A 22,970-nucleotide genomic window follows, 5' to 3' on the forward strand; every position below is an offset into this window, starting at 1 on the left:
CATGCAGATCGCCGCGCTTTACGGCTCCGCCGTCCTGTTCTTTCTCGTCGTCGACGCCATCGTGCTCACCAACGTCATGAAGCCCCTCTTCGAGCGGCATATCGGCCACCTGCTGCAATCGCCGATCAACCTCGTGCCGGCGGCGGTGTTCTACCTCTTCTACGTGGCGGGCGGCGTCTGGCTGGTCGCCCTGCCCGCGCTCCGCGACGGATCGGTCGGACAGGCCTGGATCAACGGCGCGATCCTCGGGGCGCTGGCCTACGGTACCTACGAGTTCACCAGCATGTCGGTCATGAAGGACTGGCACTGGTCGATGGTCGCGGTCGACACGACCTGGGGCGCGGTGCTGACCGGCACGTCGCTGGCCGTGGGCACCTGGGTCGCACTACGTTTCGCCTAGGCGCAGGTTCGACCCGCCGCTCCGGGGGCACCCGACCAGCCGACGAAGCGGCGGCCCTCGAAAACGAGGATCAGGTCGTCCGACGCCGCGAAGGCATCCCGCCCGCCACCGCATGCGACGGGCCGGGGCGCGCGGCCCTCGACCCGCGCGACGCTCTGGAGCACGCCGGCCCGGTCGCGCCCGAAGCCGATCTCCCGTCCGCCCGACCCAGCGACGTCGAGCCCGCCCGGCCCGGGCACGAGGCTGAACCGCGATGGAGCGTCCGGCTGGGATGCGGGGGCGGCCACGCAGCCCGAGAGGATCAGGAGCGCGGCCAGTGCGCGGATCACTTGGGCGACCGCTTGGCGAGGATACGCTGCAACGTCCTGCGATGCATGTTCAGCCGCCGCGCCGTCTCAGAGACGTTGCGATCGCAGAGCTCGTAGACCCGCTGGATATGCTCCCAGCGCACCCGGTCGGCGCTCATCGGGTTCTCGGGCGGCGGCGGCAGGTCGCCCTCGCGGCTCAGGAGGGCGTTGGTGATGTCGTTGGCATCGGCAGGCTTCGACAGGTAGTCCGTCGCCCCGATCTTCACCGCGGCCACGGCCGTCGCGATGGCCCCGTAGCCCGTCAGCACGACGATCCGGCAATCGGGCCGCCGTTCGCGCAGGCGTTCGACCACGTCGAGACCGTTGCCATCCTCCAGCCGTAAGTCGATCACTGCATAGGCGCTGGGCGCGGACTGGGCCTTGGCGATGCCTTCGGCGACGCTGCCGACGGCGGAGACGTCGAAGCCGCGCTTCTCCATCGCCCGTTCGAGCCTGCGCAGGAACGGCTCGTCGTCATCGACGAGCAGCAGGGAGCTGTCCGGTCCGATCTCCTGCAATGTGGCGGTCATCCTCGGTCCTCGCGGTCTGGGTCTCTTTGAGATATGTGCAATCCTGCACTGGTCAAATCCCGGACCCCCACGCGTCATGCCCACGCAGCCCACCCGCAGCCTTCTGCCGCCCGAAGCCCATCGCCACGGGGTGCGGCTCGAGACGCTCGTGAACCTGCGATGGTTCGCGCTTCTGGGGCAGTCGGTGACGGTGATCGTGGCCGTGCTCGGCCTCGGCTTCGACGTGCCGCTCTATTATTGCGCGGGCGCCATCGCCGCCGGGGCGCTGGCCAATATCGTCGCTGCGATGCGCGCACCCGCCAGCGGCCGCCTGACCGAGGGCCAGGCCTTCGCGTTCCTGCTCTTCGACCAGGTCCAGTTGACGGCGCTGCTCTTCGTGACGGGCGGGCTGCACAACCCTTTCGCGCTTCTCTTCATCGCGCCGGTCACGATCTCGGCCACGGCGCTCGGGCTGCGACCGACGCTGGCGCTGGGTGCGGTGGCCATCGCGTTCATCTCGCTTCTGGGCGGGTACCACCTGCCGCTGCGAATGCAGGACGGAACGGTGCTCGGACTGGCGCCGATGCAGCTTGCCGGGTCCTGGGTGGCGATCGTCGTCGGGACGTTGTTCCTGTCAGGCTTCGCCTTCCGCCTGACGCGCGAGACGGGGCAGCTCGCCAGCGCGCTGCTCGCGACGCAGACGGCGCTGGCGCGCGAACAGAAGCTGCAGGACCTGGGCGGCGTCGTCGCGGCGGCAGCCCATGAGCTGAACACGCCGCTGGCCACCATCAAGCTGGTATCCTCCGAACTGGTCGAAGAGCTGGCCGACCGGCCCGACCTGCGCGACGACGTGGCGCTCGTCCGCAGCCAGGCGGATCGCTGCCGCGATATCCTCCGGTCGATGGGGCGCACCGGCAAGAGCGACCGGCACCTCGAAGCGGCCCCCATCGAAGCGGTCCTCCGGGAGGCGGCAGGCCCGCATCTCGACCGCGGCATCGACGTCGAATACGACCTCCAGTCCGAGTCCGGCCAATCCGAGCGCCAGCCCCAGATCCAGCGCCGTCCGGAGGTCATTCACGGGATGCGCAACCTGATCCAGAACGCCGTGGATTTCGCGGAAACGTCCGTCTGGGTCGATGTGCGCTGGACACCCGAGATCCTGACCGTGCGCGTGACGGATGACGGCGCGGGGTTCATGCCCGAGGTCCTGCCGCGTCTCGGGAACCCCTTCCTGCGCAGCCGCAACCGCCCCGGCTACGAGGGGATGGGGCTCGGGCTCTTCATCTCGAAGACCCTGCTGGAGCGGACTGGCGCGCGGGTCGCATTCGCCAACGCCACGAGGCCGGGACGCGCCCGTCCGCGCATCCGGGGCGGGGCCGTGGCCGAGGTCACCTGGCCCCGCAGCGCCATCGAGGCCCCCATCGGTCCGCCCCTTGGCGACAACGCGCCGCTCGCAAGTTGACGTGCAGGTCATGTTAACCCGCCCTTAACCAGAATCGTTCACCGTCGCGGCCAGATTGCGAGAGGTGATGCGATGTCGGTCGCGCTACAGATGCTCTTGCCCGCCCTGGGCGGCATGATCGCCGGGATCGGCGCATTGGGTGCCGTTCTGTGGCTGGCGCCGCGCTCCGTCGGTCGCGGCAAGGTCGCGCTCGGCTCCGATGCCGGGGACATCCTGTCGGAGCCGCGCCAGTTCCGTTTCCGCCATGGCTACCTGCTCGATCATTCCGACAATGTGGGCTTCCTGCTGCCCGCGCCGATCAATCATCTGAAAGCATGGGACGAGCTTTCAGATGCGCTGGCCGATATCGCCCAAGGCACGCAGGCCGCGTTCGACGGGCTGCGCGATGCGGGGCGGCCGTTCCGCCTCGAGGGACGGTTCGGACGCGATCGGATCATGGTGCTGGGCCAGCGCGACGGCGACGATATCCGCGTCACCGTCTCCTCGGCCGATCGCGACCAGGCCGCCGTACGGATCGACGTCGCCGCCCTTCAGGCCATCGAATCCGAGACGGCGCTCCTCACGCGCGCCAGCGACGCCTCGCCCGCGCTGGGTTGGGCGACCGATCCCGACGGGCGCGTGATCTGGGCCAACGCAAGCTACCTCGCACTGGTGGATCGCTGCGTCGGGTCGGACGCGGCGCGGGGCTGGCCCATCGCGGCGCTGTTTCCCGACGATGCCAGCGCCCCACCGGGCACGGTGCGCCGCAAGGTCGTCGACCGGCGGGGCCGCGATCTCTGGTTCGAGGTGACCACCGGCGCCCCCGATGCCGAGGGGTTGCGCCTCGTGAACGGGCTCTCGCTCGACGCGGTCATCCAGGCCGAGGACAGCCTACGCACCTTCATCCAGACGCTCACCAAGACCTTCGCCCACCTGCCCACCGGGATCGCGATCTTCGACCGCGCGGGCCAGCTTGCACTGTTCAACCCCGCGCTAATGGACATGACGGGCCTCGACGGCACGTTCCTGTCGCGTCGTCCCCGCCTCAACGAGGTGTTCGACGCCCTCCGCGACCATCAGCGCCTGCCCGAGCCGCGCGACTACAAGGCCTGGCGCGATGCGTTGTCGGATCCGGCGCGCACCGATGCCGGGGGCACCTATACCGAGACCTGGACCCTGCCCTCGGGCGTCACCTACCGGGTAACCGGCCGACCGCAGGCCGACGGCGCGGTCTCGCTTCTCCTCGAGGACGTGACCGCCGATGTCAGCGAGAGCCGGCGCGCGCGCCTCGACCGCGACATGCTCGGCGACCTGATCGACAGCGTCGACGAGGCGCTCGTGGTCTTCGATGCCGATGGCAGCCGCCTGGCGGCCAACATGCTGGCGCGGACCGATCTCGGCGGCGGCCGGGGACCTGCGCTGCTGCCGCCGACGCTCGAAGGCTGCATCGACCGCTGGTCGGGCCGATGCGCACCAAGCCCCGTCTGGGGCGAGATCCGCGCCCTGCCGCGCCTGCCGGGCTCCGAACGGGCCGCCTGGGCCGAAACCCTGCGTCAGAAGGACGGGACCGAGATGACGATCAAGGTCACGCCGCTCTCGGGGGACCGGTTGTCGCTCGGCTTCGTGGAATCGACGCCCCGGATCTCGATCCTGCCGGATGCGGGGGCGTTGGTGCGGTCCGTCCGGGCCTGAGCCCCCGCCGAGACGCTTGCGCCCGTGCGGCACGGGCGGCACACCCGGAGGCGATGACGACCGACACCACCATCCCGTTGCCCGATGCCGCCGCGACCGACGCGCTGGCCAGCGCCGTCGCGCCACGGCTCGCGGCCGGGGACACCCTCCTGCTCGAAGGTCCGGTCGGCGCGGGCAAGACCGCCTTCGCCCGCACGCTGATCGGGGCGCGGCGCGCCCACGCGGGCCTGCCCCCCGAGGACGTACCCTCCCCGACCTTCACGCTGGTCCAGACCTATGACGCGGGCGCGGTCGAAATCTGGCACGCCGATCTCTACCGCCTGACCGACCCGTCCGAAGTGCTCGAACTCGGGCTCGACGCCGCCTTCGAGGACGCGATCTGCCTCATCGAATGGCCCGACAGGCTGGGACCGGCCACGCCGCCCGAAGCGATCCGCCTGACCCTCGCGACGGCGGGCGAGGGCCGGATCGCGACGTTGCGCGCACCGGCGCAGACCCTCGCCCGGCTCCTGCCGGAAAGGATGACCGCATGACCGACCGGGCCACGCGCCTCGATGCGTTTCTCGACCGGGCCGGCTGGGGCATGGCAACGCGCGCGCCGCTGGCCGCCGATGCCTCCCGCCGCAGCTACATCCGGCTGACCAAGCCGGACGGCGCGCGCGCCGTGGTCATGGATGCCCCGCCCGACGCGGGCGAGGACGTCCGCCCGTTCGTCGCCATGGCCCGCCATATGCGGGGTCTCGGCCTATCCGTTCCCGAGATCCGCGCCGAGGACGTGGCGGACGGGTTCCTCCTCCTCGAAGATCTCGGCGACGACCTCCTGGCCCGGCATGTCGCGGCCCATCCCGGCGACGAGCCCGCGCTCTACGCCGCCGCCGCCGCGGCCCTCGCCCCGCTGCAGGACGCGCCGCCGCCCGACATTGTCGCCGATTACGCGCCGCTGATGCCCGAACTCGCGGCACTTGCGATCGACTGGTACGCCCCCGAGGCGGCGGCCCACCGTTCCGATCTGGTCGCGGCGATGGCGGACGCGCTGGACGCACTGACCGGCGCGCCCGTCCTGGTGCATCGCGACTATCACGCGGAGAACCTGCTCTGGCTGCCCGAGCGGCACGGGGTCGCGCGGATCGGCATGCTCGACTTCCAGGATGCCATGCGCGGCCCGGCCGCCTACGACCTGGCATCGCTGGTCCACGATCCCCGGCGCCCCGTCTCGGGGGCCGCCCGCGACGCCGGGATCGCGGCCTATGCCGACGCAACGGGCGCGGGCGATCTCTCTGGCGCGCTCGCGACCTCTTCGGCCCAGCGCGCGTTGCGCATCCTCGGGGTCTTCGCGCGGCTCTGCCTGCGCGACGGCAAACTTCGTTACCTCGACTTCATCATGCCGACCTGGGCCGTGCTCGCGCGCGACCTCGAACACCCGACCCTGGCCCGCCTGCGGCGCGTGGTGGCGCATCTGCCCGCGCCCGATGCCGCGCGGCTCGACGCCCTGCGCGCAAACGCCGGAACCTGCGCCGGGCGGGACCGGGTCTCCCCATGATCGCCGCGATGGTCTTCGCCGCAGGCCTCGGCACACGGATGCGTCCGCTCACCGACGACCGCCCGAAGGCCATGGTCGAGGTGGCGGGCCGGCCGCTCATCGATCACGCGCTGGAGCAGGTCGCGGGCGCCGCCCCCGTCGCGGTCAACGCGCATCACTTCGCCGACCGCCTCGCCGCGCATCTCGCCGGGCGCGACCTGACCGTCATCCGCGAGGACCCGCTTCTGGAAACCGGGGGCGGGCTCAGGAACGCGCGACCGCTTCTCGGGAACGGCCCGGTCCTGACAATGAACGCCGATGCCGTCTGGACCGGGCCTGCGGCCATCGCCACCCTTCGCGCGGCCTGGACGCCCGAGCGGATGGACGGGCTCCTCCTTCTCGTGCCGCCCGATCGCGCGGCGGGCCGGATCGGCGCGGATTTCGGGCTGGAGGCGGATGGGCGCCTCACACGCAAGACGCGGCCCTACGGCTATACAGGGGCCGGCATCGTGAAGACCGACGGGCTCGATGCGGTCGCCGATTCCGTTTTCTCACTCTGGAGCCTGTGGCAACCGATGCTCGAGGCGGGGCGTCTCTTCGGCGTGGAGCATCCCGGAGGCTGGGCGGATGTCGGCTCGCCCGCCGGGATCGCCGAGGCGGAAGCGATGCTGGCGGCAGCGACGTGAACGGCGCGCCGATCCGGGGCCTTCACCACGAGCCGCCAGGCGTCGACTTCAGCCGGATGGTGGTCGCGGGTCTGCGGCGGCGGCTAGGGGACGCGCCGCCCGAAGCGCTGGCCCGCGTCACGATCCTCGTCAACACGAGCCGCATGGCCCGCCGCATCGAAGCCGCTCTGGCCGAGACCGGCGCGACCCTCCTGCCGCGGATCGGCCTGGTCTCGGACCTTGCCCTGCTCCTGCCGCCGGGCCGCGCACCGCAGCCCGAGATCGGGGGGCTCGCGCTGCGGCTGCGGCTGACCACGCTGGTGGATGCGGCCCTGCGCCGGAGCCCCGACCTCGCGCCGCCCGCTGCGGCCTTCGACCTGGCCTCGAGCCTCGCCACGCTGCTGGGCGAGATGCAGGAGGAAGGGATAGACCCGTCCGCGTTGGAGGCGATCGACGCGGGCGACCTGTCGCATCACTGGGCGCGCAATCTCGATTTCCTGCGGATCGTCGCCGACTGGCAGAGCCGCGACGGCAGTTTGACCGAGGCGGGGGCGCAGGCCGTCGCATTGGACCGGCTGCTCGATCACTGGCGCGCGGCGCCGCCCGCCGATCCGGTCATCGTCGCGGGCTCGACCGCGTCGCGCACGCCGACGCGGCGCCTGATCCGCGCGGTGCTGGATCTGCCGCAAGGGGCGGTGATCCTGCCCGGCCTCGACGGGGACATGCCCGACCCGGCCTGGGCCGCGCTGACCGCCGAGGCGCCGGGGGAACAGGACCACCCGCAATATCGTCACGCGGCGCTTCTGGCCGAACTCGGGCTCCGGCGCGCCGACGTTCCGCGCTGGGGTGATGCCGGTCCCGTCGCACCTGCGCGTAACGCGCTTCTGTCACTGGCCCTGCGTCCCGCACCCGCCACCGACGCCTGGCGCACCGAGGGTCCAGAGCTTGCCGACCTCGCGGAGGCCTGCGCGGGGATTACCCTGCTCGAGGCGCCCTCCCCGGCCGCGGAGGCCGCCGCGATCGCGCTAGGCCTGCGCGGCGCCGTGGCGGAGGGGCGGCGCGCGGCGCTCATCACGCCGGACCGGGTGCTGTCGCGGCAGGTGGCTGCCCAACTGGACCGCTGGGGCATCGAAGCGGACGATTCCGCCGGGCGGCCGCTGAACCAATCCGCGCCGGGCCGCCTGCTGCTGCACGTGGCCGAGATGCGGGGCCGCCCCGTCGAGGCCGAAGACCTCGCGATCCTGCTCAAGCATCCGCTGACGGCCACGGGTTCGGATCGTCTCGAACATCTCGCCCACGCGCGGCGGCTGGAGCTGGAGCTCCTTCGCCGCAACCAGACCGCGTTTCCCGATGCCGCCGCCCTTGCGGCGTGGAGCGGAGCGCCCGAGGCGTGGAGGGCCTGGCTCGGCGGTCTTCTGGAGGATCTGGCCGCGCCGACCGATGGCGCAGACCTTTCGGATCACGCGCGCGGGCATCTCGACCTCGTGGAGCGGCTCGGGGCGGGGCCCGGCGGCGCGCCCGGCGGCGCGATCTGGGACGGCACGGCGGGGCGCCTGGCCCGGCGCGTCGCCGACACCCTGGCCGAGGCGGCGCCCGAACGCGGACCGGCGCCGGTCCCGGCGGCGGACCATGCCCGCATCCTCGGGGCGCTGCTGGCCGCCGAGGAGGTGCGCGAGAGCTACGCCCCCCGGCCCGACGTGATGATCTGGGGCGCGCTCGAGGCGCGCGTCCGGACGGCGGACCTCGTGATCCTCGGGGGGCTGAACGACGGCACTTGGCCCGACAGCCCCGGCGTCGATCCGTGGCTCAACCGCGCGATGCGGAGGCAGGCGGGACTGCGGCTGTCGGAGCGGACGGTCGGGCTCTCGGCGCATGACTTTCAGCAGGCCGCCGCCGGACCTGAGATCTGGCTCAGCCGCGCGGTGCGGGATGCCGAGACCGACACGGTCCCGTCGCGCTGGCTCAATCGCCTGACCGGGCTCCTGGCGGGGATCGGCCCAGAAGCCGAGGCCGCACTTGGGGCGATGCGTCGACGGGGCGCGGATTGGCTGGCACAGGGCGCGCGTCTCGAAACCCCGGATCACCGTCATGCCGCCGACGCCGCCCCGCGGCCTGCGCCGAACCCGCCCGCCAGGACCCGTCCCACCGAGCTGGGCGTGACCGCGATCGAAACGCTGATCCGCGACCCCTACGCGATCTATGCCCGGCGCGTCCTGCGGCTGAGGCCCCTCGACCCCCTGCGGCTGGGCCCCGACGCCCGTGTGCGCGGGCGGGCCGTGCATGACGCCATGGAGGCCTTCTCTCGCGCCTATCCCGACGCCCTGCCACCCGAGGCCGATGCGCGGCTGCACGGGATGCTGGCCACGAGTCTCGAGGATGCGGCCCCCTGGCCCGGCGCGCGGCGGCTTTGGCTGGGCAAGTTCGCGCGCGTCCTTCCCGATCTTCTGACCGCCGAGGCGGCGCGACGGATCGAGGGCCGCCCGACCGCCCTCGAGGAAGAGGGAAGGCTCGTCCTGACCGAGCCGCCTTTCACCCTGACCGCCCGCGCGGACCGCATGGACCTGCGCGGCGACGCCGTGGCGATCTACGACTACAAGACCGGCCCGGCGCCCAGCGAAAAGCAGCAGAAGGTCTTCGCCAAGCAACTCCTGCTCGAGGCGATGATGGTCCAGCGGGGCGCCTTTCCCGGCCTGACCCAGCGCCGGGTGGACGAGGTCGCCTATCTGAGCATCGGGTCCGGCTACAAGGCGCAGCGCGTGGAGACCGAGGACGACCTGCTGGAGGCCACCTATCACGAACTGGCGGATCTCCTGCTGCGCTACGCCGAGGGGCAGCCCTATATCGCCCGGCTCGCGCCCGATGTCATGACCTATGCGGGTGACTACGATCACCTGTCGCGGTTCGGCGAATGGGACGACACGGTTTCGGCCACGATCATTCCCGTTGGTCGACCATGACGACCGCCCCGCCCGACGCCGCCACGCGCGCGCAGATCGCGGCCGCCGACCCCGCCGGATCGGTCTGGCTCGCGGCGAACGCGGGCTCGGGCAAGACCCGCGTCCTGACCGACCGGGTGGCGTGGCTCCTGCTCGACGGGACACCACCCGAGCGTATCCTCTGCCTGACCTACACGAAGGCCGCGGCGGGCGAGATGCAGAACCGGCTCTTCGGGACGCTCGGGACTTGGGCGATGCTGCCGGACGATGCGCTCCGGGCCGCGATCACGCGCCTCGGCGCCGCACGCGGCACCGTCTCGAGCGATCAGCTCCGGCGCGCGCGCACGCTCTTTGCCCGCGCGATCGAGACACCCGGCGGCCTGAAGATCCAGACGATCCACGCCTTCTGCGCGTCCCTTCTGCGGCGCTTTCCGCTCGAGGCCGGCGTCACGCCCGCCTTTGCCGAGATGAATGACACCGCCGCCGCGCGCCTTCATGCCGACGTGCTCGACGAGATGGCCGCCGATCCCGGGACGTTGCCGCTGGTCGACGGCATCGCCCGCCGTCTCTCGGAGGAGCCATCAGCCTTCCTTCGCTCCATCATGAGCCACCGGGAGGGCTTGGCCGAAGGGCGTGATGACAGGGCGCTACGCCGCGCGCTCGGCATCGCCGATACCTCGCCGGATTCCATACGCGACACCGCGATCACGGCCGAAGACGTCGATCTGATTGAAGCCGTGCGCGCGGCCACGGTCGGGGAGTCCGGCGTCACGATGCTTCGCCTGAACACGGCCCTGTCGCAGGCGCTCCTGGCGGATGGCGCGACCCGGTTCGATCTTCTGTCGGACGCGCTTCTGACCAAGGAGGGCCAACCCCGCAAATCGCCGGTTACCAAGCCCGTGGCAGCGCGCATCGGGGAGGCAGCCGTCGAGGATCTCTCGGCGCTCGCGCACCGTTTGGCCGACGCCCTTGCCCGCATCGCCGCATTCGAGGCGCTGGCCCAATCGCAGGCCCTCCACGCCTTCGCGCCCGAATTCATCGCGCGCGTCGAGGCGCGCAAATCCGCTCGCGGCTGGCTCGACTTCGACGACCAGATCGCCCGTGCCCGCGCGCTCCTGTCGACCTCCGACATGGCGCAATGGGTCCTCTTCAAGCTCGACGGCGGGCTCGATCATATCCTCGTGGACGAAGCACAGGACACTTCGCCGCGGCAATGGGACGTGATCGCGGCGCTCGCCTCGGAGTTCGCCGCCGGCGCCGGGGCGCGGCCCGACGTGTCGCGGACGCTCTTCGTCGTCGGCGACCGGAAGCAATCGATCTACCGCTTCCAGGGCGCCGACCCGGACGCGTTCGACCGGATGCGCGACCTCTTCGGCGCGCGCCTGACCGATCCGCCGCTGGCCGATCACGCGTTGCGCCACTCCTTCCGCTCCGCGCCCGCGATCCTCGACTTTGTGGATGCGGTCTTCGACGGCGACAGCGGCCTCGGCGAGCGTCCCGAGCATATCGCCCACGACCCCGCCAAGCCCGGTCGGATCGATCTTTGGCCCGCGATCGAGCAGCCGCCGGAGGAGGACGACTCCGACCGCCACTGGTTCGACCCCGTCGACCGGCCCGCCGCCGATGATGCCGAGGTCGTGCTGGCCCGCCGGATCGCCGACGCCATCCGCCGGATGATCGACGACGGCACGCCGATCACCACCCGCGACGGCCGCCGTCCCGTGCGCGAAGGCGATATCCTGATCCTGCTGCAACGGCGCAAGTCGCTGTTCCACCACGTCATTCGAGAGTGCAAGGCGCGCAACCTCGACCTCGGGGGGGCGGACCGGCTGTCGCTGGCGGACGACCTTGCGGTGCGCGACCTGATGGCCGTTCTGACCTGGGTCGCCACGCCCGATGACGACCTGTCGCTGGCGACGATCCTGCGTTCGCCGCTGGGCGGGCTGGACGAGGCGGCGCTCTACGATCTGGCCCAGCCGCGGGGCGGCACGCTCTGGCAGGCGCTGCGCGAGGACGGAACGCATCCGCGCGCCGCCGCGATGCTGGCGGACCTTCTGCGCGGCGTCGATACGCTCCGGCCCTACGAACTTCTGCAGCGCATCCTCGTCCGGCATGACGGCCGCCGCCTGATCCTCGCGCGGCTGGGGTCCGAACGGGCCGAGGCGATCGACGCGCTGCTCGGCCAGGCACTGGCCTATGAACAATTGCAGGTCCCGAGCCTCACGGGCTTCCTCGGCTGGTTCGCGACGACCGATGTGGACGTCAAGCGGCAGCCTGGCGGCGGGTCGATCCGGGTCATGTCGGTGCATGGCGCCAAGGGGCTGGAAGCGCCGGTCGTCATCCTGCCCGAGACGCAGGTACGGCGGGCGACGGCGCCGTCGGGTCTCATGGCGCTCGACGACGGGACGGTCACGTGGCTGCCCGCCAAGGCGTCCCGCGCAGGGCCCCAGACCGAGATGGCCGAGGCGCGTCAGACCGCCGATGCCGAGGAACGCGACCGCCTCCTCTACGTGGCGCTGACGCGGGCCGAGAGCTGGCTCATCGTGGCGGCGGCGGGCCAGACCGGCGAGGCGCCCGAGGACAGCTGGCACGCGCGCGTGCGGGCCGGGTTGGAAGCGCGGGGGGCGGCGCCGCTGGCCCTGCCCGACTTCGAGGAGACGGGTCTGAGGATCGAGACGGGCGACTGGACGCCGCTGCCCCGTCCCGCACCGGCAGCAACCGGCGCCGCGCCCGACGCCCCGCCCTGGCTCGAGGCGCCGCCCGATCCCGCGCCCCGCCCCGCAGGGCGGCTGACGCCCTCGGACCTGCCGGGCGCCAAGACGCTGCCGGGGGACAGCGATCCCGGCGATACCGACGCGGCCCTCCGGCGGGGGACGGCGATCCATGCGCTGCTCGAACATCTGCCGCGCCTCGATCCGGCCGTGCGATCCGCGTCCATCTCCGCCATCCTCGCCCAATATGCCGAACTGCGCCCCGAGGACGACGCGGACGACATCGCGCGAGAGGCGTCGGACGTACTCGCCGCGCCCGATCTGGCCCATCTCTTCGCGCCCGGCACGCTGGCGGAGCTGCCCTTCGCGTTGCCCGCCGAAGGCCCGCGCCCGGCGATGTTCGGCACGATGGACCGTGTCCTCGTCGCGCCCGAACGGATCACGATCGTGGATTTCAAATCGAACCGAACGGTGCCCGATACGCCGGATGCCACGCCCGCGGGCCTTCTGGCGCAGATGGGGGCCTATGCGCATGCCGCGCAAGCGATCTGGCCGGGACGCACGGTGACCTGCGCGATCCTCTGGACCGCGACGCCGAGGCTCATGCCGCTGCCGCACGATCTGGTGAAGGCCGCGTGGGACGCCATTGACCCGGCCGCGGGGGGTGCCTAGCTTCGCCCTCCGCACGTGACACATCCAACCGCCAGGAGAGCCCGCATGGCCACCGTTCCCGCCACCGACGCCGATTTCGATCAGGTCGTGAAGCAGTCCGACATCCCCGTCGTCGTCGATTTCTGGGCCGAATGGTGCGGCCCCTGCAAGCAGATCGGCCCCGCGCTCGAGGAGCTGTCGGCCGAGTATGACGGCCGGGTCAAGATCGTGAAGGTCAACGTGGACGAGAACCCGCAGTCGCCCGCCGCCATGGGCGTGCGCGGCATTCCGGCGCTGTTCCTCTTCAAGGATGGCCAGCCCGTCGATCAGAAGATCGGCGCCGCGCCCAAGGCCGCGCTGAAGGACTGGATCGAAAGCGCCGTCTGAGACCGGATGCCCGGTGCGGCCTGGGCCGCGTCGGGCACCCGCCAAGGATCAGGTCGCGGGTGGCAACATCGCGTCGAGTGCGTCCCATGCCCCGTTGAGCAGCGTCGCCTGCGCCGCGCCGGATTCCAGCGCTGCCGCCGCCCCGATCGCCCCCGTCGCCAGCGCCAGCGGCGCGGCGAAGTCCTCGGGCGCGCGATCCGTTCCGCGCGCCAATTCGCCCAAGACCTCCGACCAGGCCGCCTCGAACGCCGACCGCACATCCGCGGGCGCGCGCGCGATGTCGCCCGACAGCGCCGCGAACGTGCAGCCGGTGCGGACCGCGTCGAGATGGGCCGGGTCGAGATAGTCCCGCAGGATCCGCCGCGCGCCCGCCATAGGCTCGCCTTCGCGCGCGCGAAGCTTGTCGAGCAGCGGGTGACAGTCCCGCGCGACCGTCTCCAACAACGCCTGTTTGGTCGCGAAATGCGCGTAGAAGGCCCCGCGCGTCAGGCCCGAACGAGCCATCACGGCGTCGATATTGACGGCGTCGAAGCCCCCTTCCCGGAACGCGGCCGCCGCCCCTTCGGCGATGCGCCGCGTCTGGGCCCGCTTGTTCTCCTCCGTCATCCGCATGGCTGCCCTCGCTTTTTATATATGTTGACTAACATGTATTCTTCGCCTTTGTTCGGGACAAGCCCACGACACCGCCCCGGAGTGCCCGTCATGACCGTTGCCATCACCCCTATCTACGCCGCCATCGTTGCCCTCCTGATGGCGGGTCTGTCGATGCATGTCGGAATGATGCGCGGCCGGTACGGCGTGGCGCTCGGCGACGGGGGCGCGCGGCCGCTGGCGCTTTCGATCCGCCGCTTCGGGAATCTCTCGGAATATGCCGCGATGCTCGTCCTGCTGATGCTGGTGATGGAGCTGACCGGCACGGCGGCCCGGACCCTCCACCTCTACGGGATCGCCATCGTCCTCCTGCGTCTGATCCATCCCATCGTCCTCTTCGACGACATGGCCGCCCCACTCTGGCGGAAGGCGGGGCGCTTCGTCGCCGCGGGTGGCACGGCGCTCCTCCTGGTGCTGGGCGCCGCGGCGATCCTGCTCTGACCGATCCCGAAATGCGAAAGGGGCCCGGTCTCGCGACCGGGCCCCTTCTGTGTTCGGATCACGCCGGGCGTCAGCCGCGGGCGAATTCCGGATAGGCCTCCATGCCAAGCTCGGTCGTGTCGAGACCGGCGATCTCGGCTTCCTCGCTGACGCGGATGCCCATGGTCGCCTTCAGGATGAACCAGACGACGATCGAGACCACGAAGACGAAGATGCCGATCGACGCGAAGCCGATGAACTGCGTCACGAAGCTGGTGCCGTCGGTGTAGAACGGAACCGCGAGCGTCCCCCAGAGACCGGCCAGAAGGTGGACCGGGATGGCGCCGACGACGTCGTCGATCTTCATCTTGTCCAGCATCGGGACCGCGAAGACCACGATCACGCCGCCGATCGCACCGATCCAGAGCGCCCCGAACAGCGACGGGTCGAGCGGCCCGGCCGTGATCGACACGAGGCCGGCCAGCGCGCCGTTCAGCACCATGGTGAGGTCGACCTTCTTGTACATCACCTGCGTCAGGATCAGGGCGGCCACCGCACCGGCGGAGGCGGCCATGTTGGTGTTCGCGAAGATTCGGCCCACGTCGGTGATGTCGCCCACGGTGCCGGCCGCAAGCTGCGAGCCGCCGTTGAAGCCGAACCAGCCGAGCCAGAGGATGAACGTACCCAGTGTCGCGAGGGCCAGGTTCGAGCCGGGCATCGGGATGACACGGCCGTCCTTGGCGTACTTGCCCAAGCGCGGGCCGAGCACGATGGCACCGGCCAGCGCGGCGAAGCCACCCGCGGCATGGACGAGGGTCGAGCCGGCGAAGTCGCTGAAGCCCATCTCGCTCAGCCAGCCGCCACCCCACTGCCAGGATGCTTCGATCGGGTAGATGAAGCCCGTCAGCACGACGACGAAGATGAGGAACGGCCAGAGCTTGATGCGCTCGGCCAGCGTGCCCGAGACGATCGACGCGGTGGTGGCGCAGAACATCAGCTGGAAGAAGAAGTCCGATGCGACCGAGGCATAGCCGAGATCGGCATCCGCCGCCGCCAGTCCGACCGGCTCCAGCTCGGTGAACCAGCCCTGCAGCGCGAAGTAGCCGTTGAAGTCGCCGGGATACATGATGCCATAGCCGATCAGCCAGTACATGATGCCCGCGATCGAGAAGAGCGCGATGTTCTTCGTCAGCTGGGTCGTGACGTTCTTGGACCGGACGAGGCCGGCCTCGAGCATGGCGAACCCGGCCGCCATCCAGAACACGAGGAAGCCGCCGATCAGGAACAGCAGCGTCGTCATCAAATAGGGGCCGATTTCGTCGAAGGTCGGCGCGGCGGCCTCGGCGTCTTCGACCACGACGACCGTCTCCTGGGCGAAGCCCACGAGCGGCACCATGGCGAGTGCCAGGCCGAGGGTGAGTGTCTTGTTCAATTGCATGTCCGTTTTTCCCCTTGGCGGTCGTTCAGATGGCGTCGTCGTTCAGCTCGCCGGTCCGGACGCGGACCGCCTGCTGCACGTCGAGGACGAAAATCTTGCCGTCGCCGATCTTGTCGGTCTTGGCGGTGCTGGCGATCGTCTCGACCACCTGGTCGGCCATCGTTTCGGGTACGACGATCTCGAGCTTGACCTTCGGCACGAAGTTCACGGCGTATTCGGCGCCGCGATAGATCTCGGTATGGCCGGACTGGCTCCCGAACCCCTTGATCTCGGTGACCATCATGCCGCGCACGCCGAGAGTGGTGAGCGCCTCGCGCACCTCCTCGAGCTTGAACGGCTTGATCGCTGCGATGATGAGTTTCACATGCTTCCCCTTCTCTCATGGCCCGTGCGTCGGGGCCCGGATGGGGGCAGATCAGAGGCGAGAGGGCCGAAATCGCAACGAGTCGTCCCCGGCGGATTGGGCTCTCCGACGGCGGGGATGCGAATAAATGCGGAATCGCTAGGCAGTGCCTAATATTTGTGCATTGCACGGATGCTGCATTAGCGAAGGATTCACGCCTCCGGGTGCACAACCGGTCCGGCAATGTCTATCTTGACGGAAAATCCGCACTGGGCGGGCTGGGGCGGGTCCATCCGCCGGTGGCCGCGCCTCGAATTGGACGGGCAGCAGATGGCGAAAACCGGCAAGACGCGGCTCGTAGCCGACCGCAGGCGCAGCGCGCCCGCCGCGAAACCGGCGGCGACGGCGCGCAAGGCACCGGCGCGGCGCCGCAAGGCCGCACCAAAGCGCCGCGGCCCGCTCGGCTGGCTGATCTGGCCGTTCCGGATGCTGATCCGCGTCGGCTGGGCGCTTTCGTGGCGCGGCGCGCTCGTGGTGCTCGCCATCCTCGCGGCGGCGACCTTCTACAACTACGCCCGCATCCCCGACATGGCGACGCTGGCCGACGGGCGCGCACGCGGTTCGGTCACGCTTCAGGACCGCTCGGGCGAGACCTTCGCGTGGCGGGGCGACAATTTCGGCGGTCTGGTCACCACCGACAGCGTTTCGCCCTATCTTCGCGACGCGGTCATCGCTTCCGAGGACAAGCGCTTCTACCGTCATATCGGCGTCAGTCCGCGCGGCATCGCGGGCGCGATCCGGACCAATCTCGCCGCTGGGCGCGGGCCGCTCTCGGGCAATGGCGGCTCGACAATCACGCAGCAGGTCGCCAAGCTCCTCTGTCTCGGCAACGACTGGGACCAGACGCTCGGCATGACCGAGGCCGAGTTCGAGGCCGATTGCCGCGCCGGGTCCGTCTGGCGGAAGATGAAGGAGATCCCCTACGCGCTGGCGCTCGAGGCGAAATTCTCGAAGGACGAGATCCTGTCGATCTATCTTAACCGCGCCTACCTAGGCGCAGGCGCGCGGGGCTTCGCCGCCGCAAGCCAGCGCTATTTCGGCAAATCCGTCGCGCGGGTGAACGCCGCCGAGGCCGCGATGCTTTCGGGCCTTCTGCCGGCGCCCAGCTACTACGCGCCGACCAACGACCTGCAACGTGCGCGCGACCGCGCCGCGACCGTGCTGCGCCTGATGCGCGACCAGGGCCTTCTGACGACCGCCGAGTTCACGCAGGCGATGGAAAACCCCGCCAGCCTCTCGCCCGCCGCGCGTCAGGATACGGGCGGCTACTTCGCCGACTGGGTCATGTCCGACGCCCCCGATTTCCTGACCTCCGAGACGACCGAGGACGTGATCGTCCGCACCACGCTCGACAAGGACATCCAGGCCGCTGCCGAAGGCGCGCTCGAATGGGTCTTCGAGGAAAAGGTCCGCGCCGGCTCCGAGGCGCAGGCGGCCATCGTCGTCATGAGTGCTGACGGCGCCGTGCGCGCCATGGTCGGCGGACGCAATCTCCGCGGCGGCGGCCAGTTCAATCGCGCCACGCAGGCCGTCCGGCAGACCGGGTCGAGCTTCAAGCCCTTCGTCTATGCCGCCGCGCTCGATCTCGGCTGGCGGTTCGATTCGACCGTCCTCGACAGTGAGCTTGCGATAGATGTGCCCGGATCCGGGATCTATTCGCCATCGAATTACACCAACCAGTTCTACGGCGAAGTCAGCCTGACCGATGCGCTGGCCCGATCGCTCAACGCCGCGACCGTTCGATTGTCCGAGAATGTCGGGCGCGATGTGGTCCGCACTGTCGCCGAGCAGTTCGGCATCCGCAGCGACCTCGCGCAAGGCCCCGCGCTGGCCCTCGGTGTCAGCGAATCGACCCTGCTCGAGATGACCGGCGCCTATGCGGGCATCCTCAACGGCGGCACCAGCGTGACGCCCTATGGCCTGACGTCGCTCGCGCTGCGCGGCGAGGATGGCTCGCTCCTCGACCACGAGGGCGGGCTGGGCGAGCGCGTCATCACCGAAGACGCCGCGCGCCAGCTGGTCTACATGATGTCGCGCGTCGTCGCGGCCGGCACCGGCACGCGTGCCGCGCTACCCGGCGACCGGCCCGCGGCGGGCAAGACCGGCACGACGCAGGCCGCGCGGGACGCCTGGTTCATCGGCTTTACCGGCGACTACGTCGCGGGCGTCTGGATGGGCTACGACGACAACACGCCCCTGACCGGGGTCACCGGCGGCGGCCTCCCGGCCGAGATCTGGCGCGAGACGATGGCCCGCGTCCATGACGGCGCCCCCGTCACGCCCTTGCCGATGATCGACGCCCCCCGCGAAGCGCGGCCCATCCCCCAACAGACGCAGCCCGCGCCGCAGCAACAGGCTCCCGCCCGCCAACCAGACATCGCAGAGCGCATCTTGATGGATGTGCTCGGCGGCATCTTCGGGCGCAACTGACCATGGCGGTCACCCCGGGATGAGGCCCCACCGATGGGGCGGAGCGGTCGCCTTGCCGACCCTCCGCACCGTCGGGACACCCGCGTTAACCATGATCGCGATCTTCTCGGTCGCGGTGAACCTGCTGATGCTCACCGGTCCGCTCTACATGCTGCAGGTCTACGAGCGCGTACTCACCTCGCGGTCCGAGGCCACGCTCGTCGCATTGTCGATCCTGGCCGCGGCGCTGTTCGTCGCGATGGCCGTGCTCGACCACCTGCGGGCCCGGATCGCGCTGCGGCTCGGTGCGCGCCTGCAATCCGCGCTCGACCGGCACGTCGCCACGGCCACGGCGTCCCGGATCACGCAGCCAGAGACCGATATCCGCGACATGGCGCGGGCCATCGACGCGATCCGCGCGCTGCCCGCGGCACCGGTCTTCCTGGCCCTGTTCGACCTGCCCTGGACACCGGTCCTGATCCTCGCGATCGGGGTGTTCCATCCGATGCTCGGCGCAGTCGCCCTCGCGGGCGCGCTGCTCCTCGTCGGACTGGATCAACTGCAACGGCTCGCGATCGCCGCACCACGCGCCGAGATGTCCACCGCGAGCCGCGCCGCCGAGGACGCGGACGCCACCCTCCGCGATCAGATTGCGACCGCCCGGCTCTTCGGCATGGCGGATGCTACGGCGTCGCGCTGGCGCGGTGCGCGCGCCGCCGCGCTGGACCGGATCGTCGTACTCTCGGACCGCGCCGGCGCGTTCACGACCGGCGCGCGGACGCTCCGCCTCGGGCTGCAATCCGCGATGCTGGGCGCGGCCGCATTCCTCGTGATCCACGACGAGCTGACGGCGGGGGCGATGTTCGTCTCGGCCCTGATGCTCGGTCGCGCGCTCGCGCCCTTGGAGCAGGCGATCGCGGGCGGGCCCGTGATCCGCGCGGCCCGCGACGCGCGCCACAGCCTCGCGGCCCTGATCGGGCCCGCCGATACCCCGCCGCGCGCCGCGCGGGACCCGCTCACCGCACGGCCGCCCCTCGTGATCCGACATCTCTGCGTGGCGCCCCCCGGCGCGACGCGACCGATCCTGCGCCATATCGACCTGACGGTGCCCGCCGGGGCCGCGCTGGGCGTGATCGGACTCAGCGGAGCGGGCAAGACCGCGCTGGCCGGAACGATCGCCGGGGCACTCGATCCGTTCGATGGCACCCTGCGGCTGGGGGACGGGGACCTGACCGCCCTGCCGCCCGACACGCGCGCCGCGCTGATCGGCTACCTGCCCCAGATGCCGTGCCTTCTGCCCGGTTCCATCGCCGAGAACATCGTCCGCTTCGACCCATCGGCGAGTGTCGCCGAGGCGAGCGCCACGGCCCGCGCCGCCGGTGCGGATGCCATGATCCGGTCCCTCCCCGACGGCTATGCGACGCGGTGCGATGGCGTCTTGCCCGCCGGGCTGGTGCAGCGCATCGCGCTGACCCGCGCGCTCCATCGACGCGCACCGCTTCTGGTCCTCGACGATCCCACCGCCGCGCTGGACGATCCGGGCCTGGCCGCATTCGGGCATGCGGTCCGTCAGGCGAAGGCCGGTGGTGCGGCGGTCGTGATCATGGCCCATCGCGCGCTCGCGTTGCGCGACTGCGAAACGGTGGTCGTCCTGTCCGAGGGTCGCGTCATCGATCACGGCCCGCGCGACGCAGTGCTGCGGCGGCGCGCCGGACCCGAGGCGCAGCCTTCCCGCGCAGCGGCGCCGTCATGAACGCGCTGAACACGCCCGTTCCGGCGTCGCCCCGCCCGCCCGCGCCGCTGGACGCGATCCACACCCAGGCCCCCTCCGACCGGGACTGGCCGATCCGGGCCTTCGTGCTGCCGGGGCTAATCGCGCTTGCCATGCTCTGCGGTGGGCTCGTTGTCTGGGGCGCGACGGTCCCCATCTCGGGTGCGGTGATCGCCGCGGGCCGGATCGCCGGCGCGGGCGATGCGGTGACGGTCGCGCATCTCGACGGCGGCCGGGTCGCGATGCGCGCCGTGTCCGAGCATGACCGCATCCTGGCCGGCGACCTGCTGATCCGACTCGAGGGCGACGGCCTGACCGAGGAGGCGGCGCGGGTCGCCCGGCGGCGGTCCGAAATCGCAGCCCGCATGGCCCGCCTGGAGGCGGAGCGCGACGGGCGCGACACCCTGCGCCCGCCGCCCGCATTCCTCGACCCGATTCCCCCCGAACAGGTCGCCATGCTGCGCGGCCAGCAGGACCTTCTGGCCGCGCATCGCCAGACTCTGGCGGACATGACCGCCCATCTGGCAGACCGCACCGCGCTCCATACGCGCGAACGCGATGCGCTCGGGGTGCAGGACGCGGCGCTGGCCGACCAGATCCGCCTCGTCTCGGAAGAGCGGGACGCGCAGACGGCGCTGATGGAACGCGGCTTGACCCAGACCGCGCGCCTCTCGGGGCTCAATCGCGAGGTCGCGCGGCTGTCGGCGGCCCGCGCCGCCATCCGGGCCGAGATGGCACGACTCGACGGGCGCGATGCCGATCTCGCGCAGGGCGTCACCCGCCACCGGGCCGAGGCGCGGAGCCGCGCCGTCGCGGAACTGCGCGATCTCGCCCTGCAAGCGGACGATCTCGCAGCGCGCGCTGCCGAACTCGACGCCCGGATCGCGCGGCTGGACATCCGCGCGCCGGTCTCGGGCACCATCCACGAGGTCGAGCGGGTGGCTGCCGGCGCCGTCCTCATGCCCGGCGCGCCGGTGGCCCGGATCGTCCCCGACGGTCGGGTGGCCACGGTCGAGGCGTCCGTCGCGGCCGCCGATATCGAGGACGTGCGACCGGGCCAGACGGCCCTGCTGCGCTTTCCGACACTGGACCCGACGCGCACGGGAACGGTCGCGGGCCATGTGCGGGCCGTGGCGCCCGATGCCCACGAGGCGGCACCGGGCATGATGCGCTACCGGCTGACGATCAAGATGGAGGCCGGGGCGGCAACGCGCCTGGAGGACATGTTGCGGCCCGGCATCCCCGTCGACGCGTTCCTGCGCACCGGGGACCGCACGCTCCTTCGGTACTTGGTCCAGCCGCTTGAGCGGTATTTCGGGCGCGCCTTCCGCGAGCCCTGAGCCCGGCTTCACAATCGCGCGCCCCCGTGCCAGCGTCGCGCAACCGCATCGCACCGGAGCCACATCCCATGTCCATCGCCCAGCGCCTCGCCGATCTCGGGATCACCTTGCCGGACGCGCCCGCGCCGCAGGCCAATTACGTCCCGGCCGTGCGAACGGGCGACCTTCTCTTCGTGTCCGGCCAGATCAGTGCGGGGCCCAATGAACTGATCACGGGCCGGCTGGGCGACGACATGTCCGTCGAGGACGGTGCCGCCGCCGCACGGGCCTGCGCCATCAGCCTGCTGGCCCAGGTCCGCGCCGCCTGCGACGGCGATATCGAGCGGCTGCAGCAGGTCGTCAAGCTGACCGCCTTCGTCAACAGCACCCCCGATTTCACCGACCAGCCGAAGGTCGTGAACGGTGCGTCGGACGTGCTGGTCGAGATCCTCGGGGATGCGGGCCGTCACAGCCGGTCGGCCGTGGGCGCGGTGCTGCCCTTCGGTGTCGCGGTCGAGATCGAGGGCATCTTCCGGGTCGCATGATCCGGCTGCCCGTCCATATCGCCCATCGCGCGCTGCACGACCGCCGCGACGGGCGCCCCGAGAACAGCCGCGCGGCGATCCGCGCGGCGCTCGATCGGGGCTACGCGATCGAAATCGACATCCAGCCGTCGTCGGACGGCGTGGCGATGGTGTTCCACGACGCCGTGCTCGATCGGCTGACCGATGCGACCGGGCCGGTCGCCGGGCAATCCGCCGACGATCTGAGCAGGACCCGGCTGCGCGGCGGCGCGGATGGCATCCCGACGCTGGCCGAAGTTCTGACGATGGTGGACGGCGCGGTTCCGCTGCTGATCGAGGTGAAGGATCAGGACGGCGAGATGGGCCCGAATGTCGGCCCGCTGGAGGATGCGGTGATCGACGCGCTACGCTGCTATGGCGGCGAAGTCGCGGTGATGTCGTTCAACCCGCATTCGGTGGCCCATATAGCCGAACGCGCGCCCGACCTGCCGCGGGGCCTGACGACGTCGGCCTTCGACCAGGCGCATTGGCCCGAACTGGGTGCCGCGACCCGCGAGCGGCTGCGCGCGATGCCCGATCTCGGCCGGATCGGCGCGCAATTCATCAGCCACGAAGCGGCGGCCCTCGACATGCCGGAGGTGGCGCGGGTCCGCGCCACGGGGCGCGCGATACTCTGCTGGACCGTGCGCTCGGCGGCGGCTGAGGCCACGGCCCTGCGCGTCGCCGACAGCGTCACCTTCGAAGGCTACTTGCCCTGACGGGCGAGCACCCCAACTC

20 protein-coding genes are annotated in these 22,970 nt (G+C 71.1%); 15 read left to right on the forward strand and 5 right to left on the reverse strand.

The features are described 5' to 3' along the window. Nucleotide 1 precedes the first annotated feature (1 nt). The gene (locus ACK8OR_RS17115; protein ID WP_410190591.1) at nucleotides 2-400 is read left to right on the forward strand and encodes a DUF2177 family protein; all 399 of its coding nucleotides are present in this window, start codon (nucleotides 2-4) and stop codon (nucleotides 398-400) included. Here the strand turns inward: ACK8OR_RS17115 and ACK8OR_RS17120 are convergent. Next, on the reverse strand, nucleotides 397-729 hold the full coding sequence (locus ACK8OR_RS17120) for a hypothetical protein (protein ID WP_410190592.1): 333 nt from the start codon (nucleotides 727-729) through the stop codon (nucleotides 397-399). The two genes, ACK8OR_RS17115 and ACK8OR_RS17120, sit on opposite strands and share 4 nt — an antisense overlap. Further along, entirely contained in the window at nucleotides 726-1,277 is a 552-nt protein-coding gene (locus tag ACK8OR_RS17125) for an ActR/PrrA/RegA family redox response regulator transcription factor (RefSeq protein ID WP_298429020.1), read from the reverse strand. Before ACK8OR_RS17125 ends, ACK8OR_RS17120 begins: the two co-directional genes overlap by 4 nt. 76 nt (nucleotides 1,278-1,353) lie before the next feature. Between ACK8OR_RS17125 and regB the strand changes: the two genes are divergently transcribed. The 8 genes from regB (at nucleotide 1,354) to trxA (ending at nucleotide 13,258) form a co-directional block, all read left to right on the forward strand. After that, nucleotides 1,354-2,718 (forward strand): sensor histidine kinase RegB, encoded by a 1,365-nt coding sequence (gene regB / locus ACK8OR_RS17130; RefSeq protein WP_410190593.1) that lies wholly within the window; start codon nucleotides 1,354-1,356, stop codon nucleotides 2,716-2,718. 72 nt (nucleotides 2,719-2,790) lie between these two features. Continuing rightward, complete coding sequence (locus ACK8OR_RS17135) at nucleotides 2,791-4,389, forward strand: PAS-domain containing protein (RefSeq protein ID WP_410190594.1); 1,599 nt, start codon at nucleotides 2,791-2,793, stop codon at nucleotides 4,387-4,389. Between the two features lie 53 nt (nucleotides 4,390-4,442). Then, nucleotides 4,443-4,922: a tRNA (adenosine(37)-N6)-threonylcarbamoyltransferase complex ATPase subunit type 1 TsaE gene (gene tsaE, locus ACK8OR_RS17140; protein WP_410190595.1), complete on the forward strand. Its 480-nt coding sequence runs from the start codon at nucleotides 4,443-4,445 to the stop codon at nucleotides 4,920-4,922. Then, nucleotides 4,919-5,929 carry an aminoglycoside phosphotransferase family protein gene (locus tag ACK8OR_RS17145; RefSeq protein ID WP_410190596.1) on the forward strand — a complete coding sequence of 337 codons (1,011 nt, stop codon included), beginning with the start codon at nucleotides 4,919-4,921 and terminating at the stop codon, nucleotides 5,927-5,929. The genes tsaE and ACK8OR_RS17145 overlap by 4 nt, the downstream gene beginning before the upstream one ends. Further along, nucleotides 5,926-6,594 (forward strand): nucleotidyltransferase family protein, encoded by a 669-nt coding sequence (locus ACK8OR_RS17150; RefSeq protein WP_410190597.1) that lies wholly within the window; start codon nucleotides 5,926-5,928, stop codon nucleotides 6,592-6,594. Before ACK8OR_RS17145 ends, ACK8OR_RS17150 begins: the two co-directional genes overlap by 4 nt. After that, entirely contained in the window at nucleotides 6,591-9,530 is a 2,940-nt protein-coding gene (locus tag ACK8OR_RS17155) for a PD-(D/E)XK nuclease family protein (protein WP_410190598.1), read from the forward strand. Before ACK8OR_RS17150 ends, ACK8OR_RS17155 begins: the two co-directional genes overlap by 4 nt. Beyond that, nucleotides 9,527-12,892, forward strand: coding sequence for a double-strand break repair helicase AddA (addA, locus tag ACK8OR_RS17160; protein ID WP_410190599.1), 3,366 nt, complete (start codon nucleotides 9,527-9,529; stop codon nucleotides 12,890-12,892). The genes ACK8OR_RS17155 and addA overlap by 4 nt, the downstream gene beginning before the upstream one ends. 45 nt (nucleotides 12,893-12,937) lie before the next feature. Beyond that, nucleotides 12,938-13,258, forward strand: a complete 321-nt coding sequence (gene trxA, locus ACK8OR_RS17165; protein ID WP_298428997.1) for a thioredoxin — start codon at nucleotides 12,938-12,940, stop codon at nucleotides 13,256-13,258. Nucleotides 13,259-13,306: 48 nt separating this feature from the next. Here the strand turns inward: trxA and ACK8OR_RS17170 are convergent, their stop codons facing one another. Continuing rightward, entirely contained in the window at nucleotides 13,307-13,870 is a 564-nt protein-coding gene (locus ACK8OR_RS17170; RefSeq protein ID WP_410190600.1) for a TetR/AcrR family transcriptional regulator, read from the reverse strand. Between the two features lie 90 nt (nucleotides 13,871-13,960). On the opposite strand from ACK8OR_RS17170, the gene ACK8OR_RS17175 reads away from it, so the two are divergent. Next, nucleotides 13,961-14,350 carry an MAPEG family protein gene (locus ACK8OR_RS17175; protein WP_410190601.1) on the forward strand — a complete coding sequence of 130 codons (390 nt, stop codon included), beginning with the start codon at nucleotides 13,961-13,963 and terminating at the stop codon, nucleotides 14,348-14,350. Nucleotides 14,351-14,420: 70 nt separating this feature from the next. Here the strand turns inward: ACK8OR_RS17175 and amt are convergent, their stop codons facing one another. Next, nucleotides 14,421-15,767 (reverse strand): ammonium transporter, encoded by a 1,347-nt coding sequence (gene amt, locus ACK8OR_RS17180; protein ID WP_298428992.1) that lies wholly within the window; start codon nucleotides 15,765-15,767, stop codon nucleotides 14,421-14,423. Nucleotides 15,768-15,792: 25 nt separating this feature from the next. Beyond that, on the reverse strand, nucleotides 15,793-16,131 hold the full coding sequence (locus tag ACK8OR_RS17185) for a P-II family nitrogen regulator (protein ID WP_298428989.1): 339 nt from the start codon (nucleotides 16,129-16,131) through the stop codon (nucleotides 15,793-15,795). A 309-nt stretch (nucleotides 16,132-16,440) separates the two neighbouring features. Between ACK8OR_RS17185 and ACK8OR_RS17190 the strand changes: the two genes are divergently transcribed. The 5 genes from ACK8OR_RS17190 to ACK8OR_RS17210 all read left to right on the forward strand — a co-directional run bounded on the left by ACK8OR_RS17190 (nucleotide 16,441) and on the right by ACK8OR_RS17210 (nucleotide 22,951). Further along, nucleotides 16,441-18,600: a transglycosylase domain-containing protein gene (locus ACK8OR_RS17190; protein ID WP_410190602.1), complete on the forward strand. Its 2,160-nt coding sequence runs from the start codon at nucleotides 16,441-16,443 to the stop codon at nucleotides 18,598-18,600. A gap of 52 nt (nucleotides 18,601-18,652) precedes the next feature. Beyond that, nucleotides 18,653-20,332, forward strand: a complete 1,680-nt coding sequence (locus ACK8OR_RS17195) for a type I secretion system permease/ATPase (RefSeq protein ID WP_410190603.1) — start codon at nucleotides 18,653-18,655, stop codon at nucleotides 20,330-20,332. Continuing rightward, a complete protein-coding gene (locus ACK8OR_RS17200; protein ID WP_410190604.1) occupies nucleotides 20,329-21,690 on the forward strand; it encodes an HlyD family type I secretion periplasmic adaptor subunit in 1,362 nt (453 codons plus the stop codon). Before ACK8OR_RS17195 ends, ACK8OR_RS17200 begins: the two co-directional genes overlap by 4 nt. Before the next feature lie 68 nt (nucleotides 21,691-21,758). Then, nucleotides 21,759-22,214: a RidA family protein gene (locus tag ACK8OR_RS17205; protein ID WP_410190605.1), complete on the forward strand. Its 456-nt coding sequence runs from the start codon at nucleotides 21,759-21,761 to the stop codon at nucleotides 22,212-22,214. Next, complete coding sequence (locus ACK8OR_RS17210) at nucleotides 22,211-22,951, forward strand: glycerophosphodiester phosphodiesterase family protein (RefSeq protein WP_410190606.1); 741 nt, start codon at nucleotides 22,211-22,213, stop codon at nucleotides 22,949-22,951. The genes ACK8OR_RS17205 and ACK8OR_RS17210 overlap by 4 nt, the downstream gene beginning before the upstream one ends. Nucleotides 22,952-22,970: the final 19 nt, after the last annotated feature.

It is taken from the genome of Jannaschia halovivens, assembly GCF_046452375.1.
GTDB lineage: Bacteria > Pseudomonadota > Alphaproteobacteria > Rhodobacterales > Rhodobacteraceae > Jannaschia > Jannaschia halovivens.

Coding starts and splice junctions, on each gene's coding strand:
- ACK8OR_RS17115 (WP_410190591.1), top strand. CDS start 2: ATGCAGATCGCCGCGCTTTACGGCTCCGCCGTCCTGTTCTTTCTCGTC.
- ACK8OR_RS17125 (WP_298429020.1), bottom strand. CDS start 1,277: ATGACCGCCACATTGCAGGAGATCGGACCGGACAGCTCCCTGCTGCTC.
- regB (WP_410190593.1), top strand. CDS start 1,354: ATGCCCACGCAGCCCACCCGCAGCCTTCTGCCGCCCGAAGCCCATCGC.
- ACK8OR_RS17135 (WP_410190594.1), top strand. CDS start 2,791: ATGTCGGTCGCGCTACAGATGCTCTTGCCCGCCCTGGGCGGCATGATC.
- tsaE (WP_410190595.1), top strand. CDS start 4,443: ATGACGACCGACACCACCATCCCGTTGCCCGATGCCGCCGCGACCGAC.
- ACK8OR_RS17145 (WP_410190596.1), top strand. CDS start 4,919: ATGACCGACCGGGCCACGCGCCTCGATGCGTTTCTCGACCGGGCCGGC.
- ACK8OR_RS17150 (WP_410190597.1), top strand. CDS start 5,926: ATGATCGCCGCGATGGTCTTCGCCGCAGGCCTCGGCACACGGATGCGT.
- addA (WP_410190599.1), top strand. CDS start 9,527: ATGACGACCGCCCCGCCCGACGCCGCCACGCGCGCGCAGATCGCGGCC.
- trxA (WP_298428997.1), top strand. CDS start 12,938: ATGGCCACCGTTCCCGCCACCGACGCCGATTTCGATCAGGTCGTGAAG.
- ACK8OR_RS17170 (WP_410190600.1), bottom strand. CDS start 13,870: ATGCGGATGACGGAGGAGAACAAGCGGGCCCAGACGCGGCGCATCGCC.
- ACK8OR_RS17175 (WP_410190601.1), top strand. CDS start 13,961: ATGACCGTTGCCATCACCCCTATCTACGCCGCCATCGTTGCCCTCCTG.
- amt (WP_298428992.1), bottom strand. CDS start 15,767: ATGCAATTGAACAAGACACTCACCCTCGGCCTGGCACTCGCCATGGTG.
- ACK8OR_RS17190 (WP_410190602.1), top strand. CDS start 16,441: ATGGCGAAAACCGGCAAGACGCGGCTCGTAGCCGACCGCAGGCGCAGC.
- ACK8OR_RS17200 (WP_410190604.1), top strand. CDS start 20,329: ATGAACGCGCTGAACACGCCCGTTCCGGCGTCGCCCCGCCCGCCCGCG.
- ACK8OR_RS17205 (WP_410190605.1), top strand. CDS start 21,759: ATGTCCATCGCCCAGCGCCTCGCCGATCTCGGGATCACCTTGCCGGAC.
- ACK8OR_RS17210 (WP_410190606.1), top strand. CDS start 22,211: ATGATCCGGCTGCCCGTCCATATCGCCCATCGCGCGCTGCACGACCGC.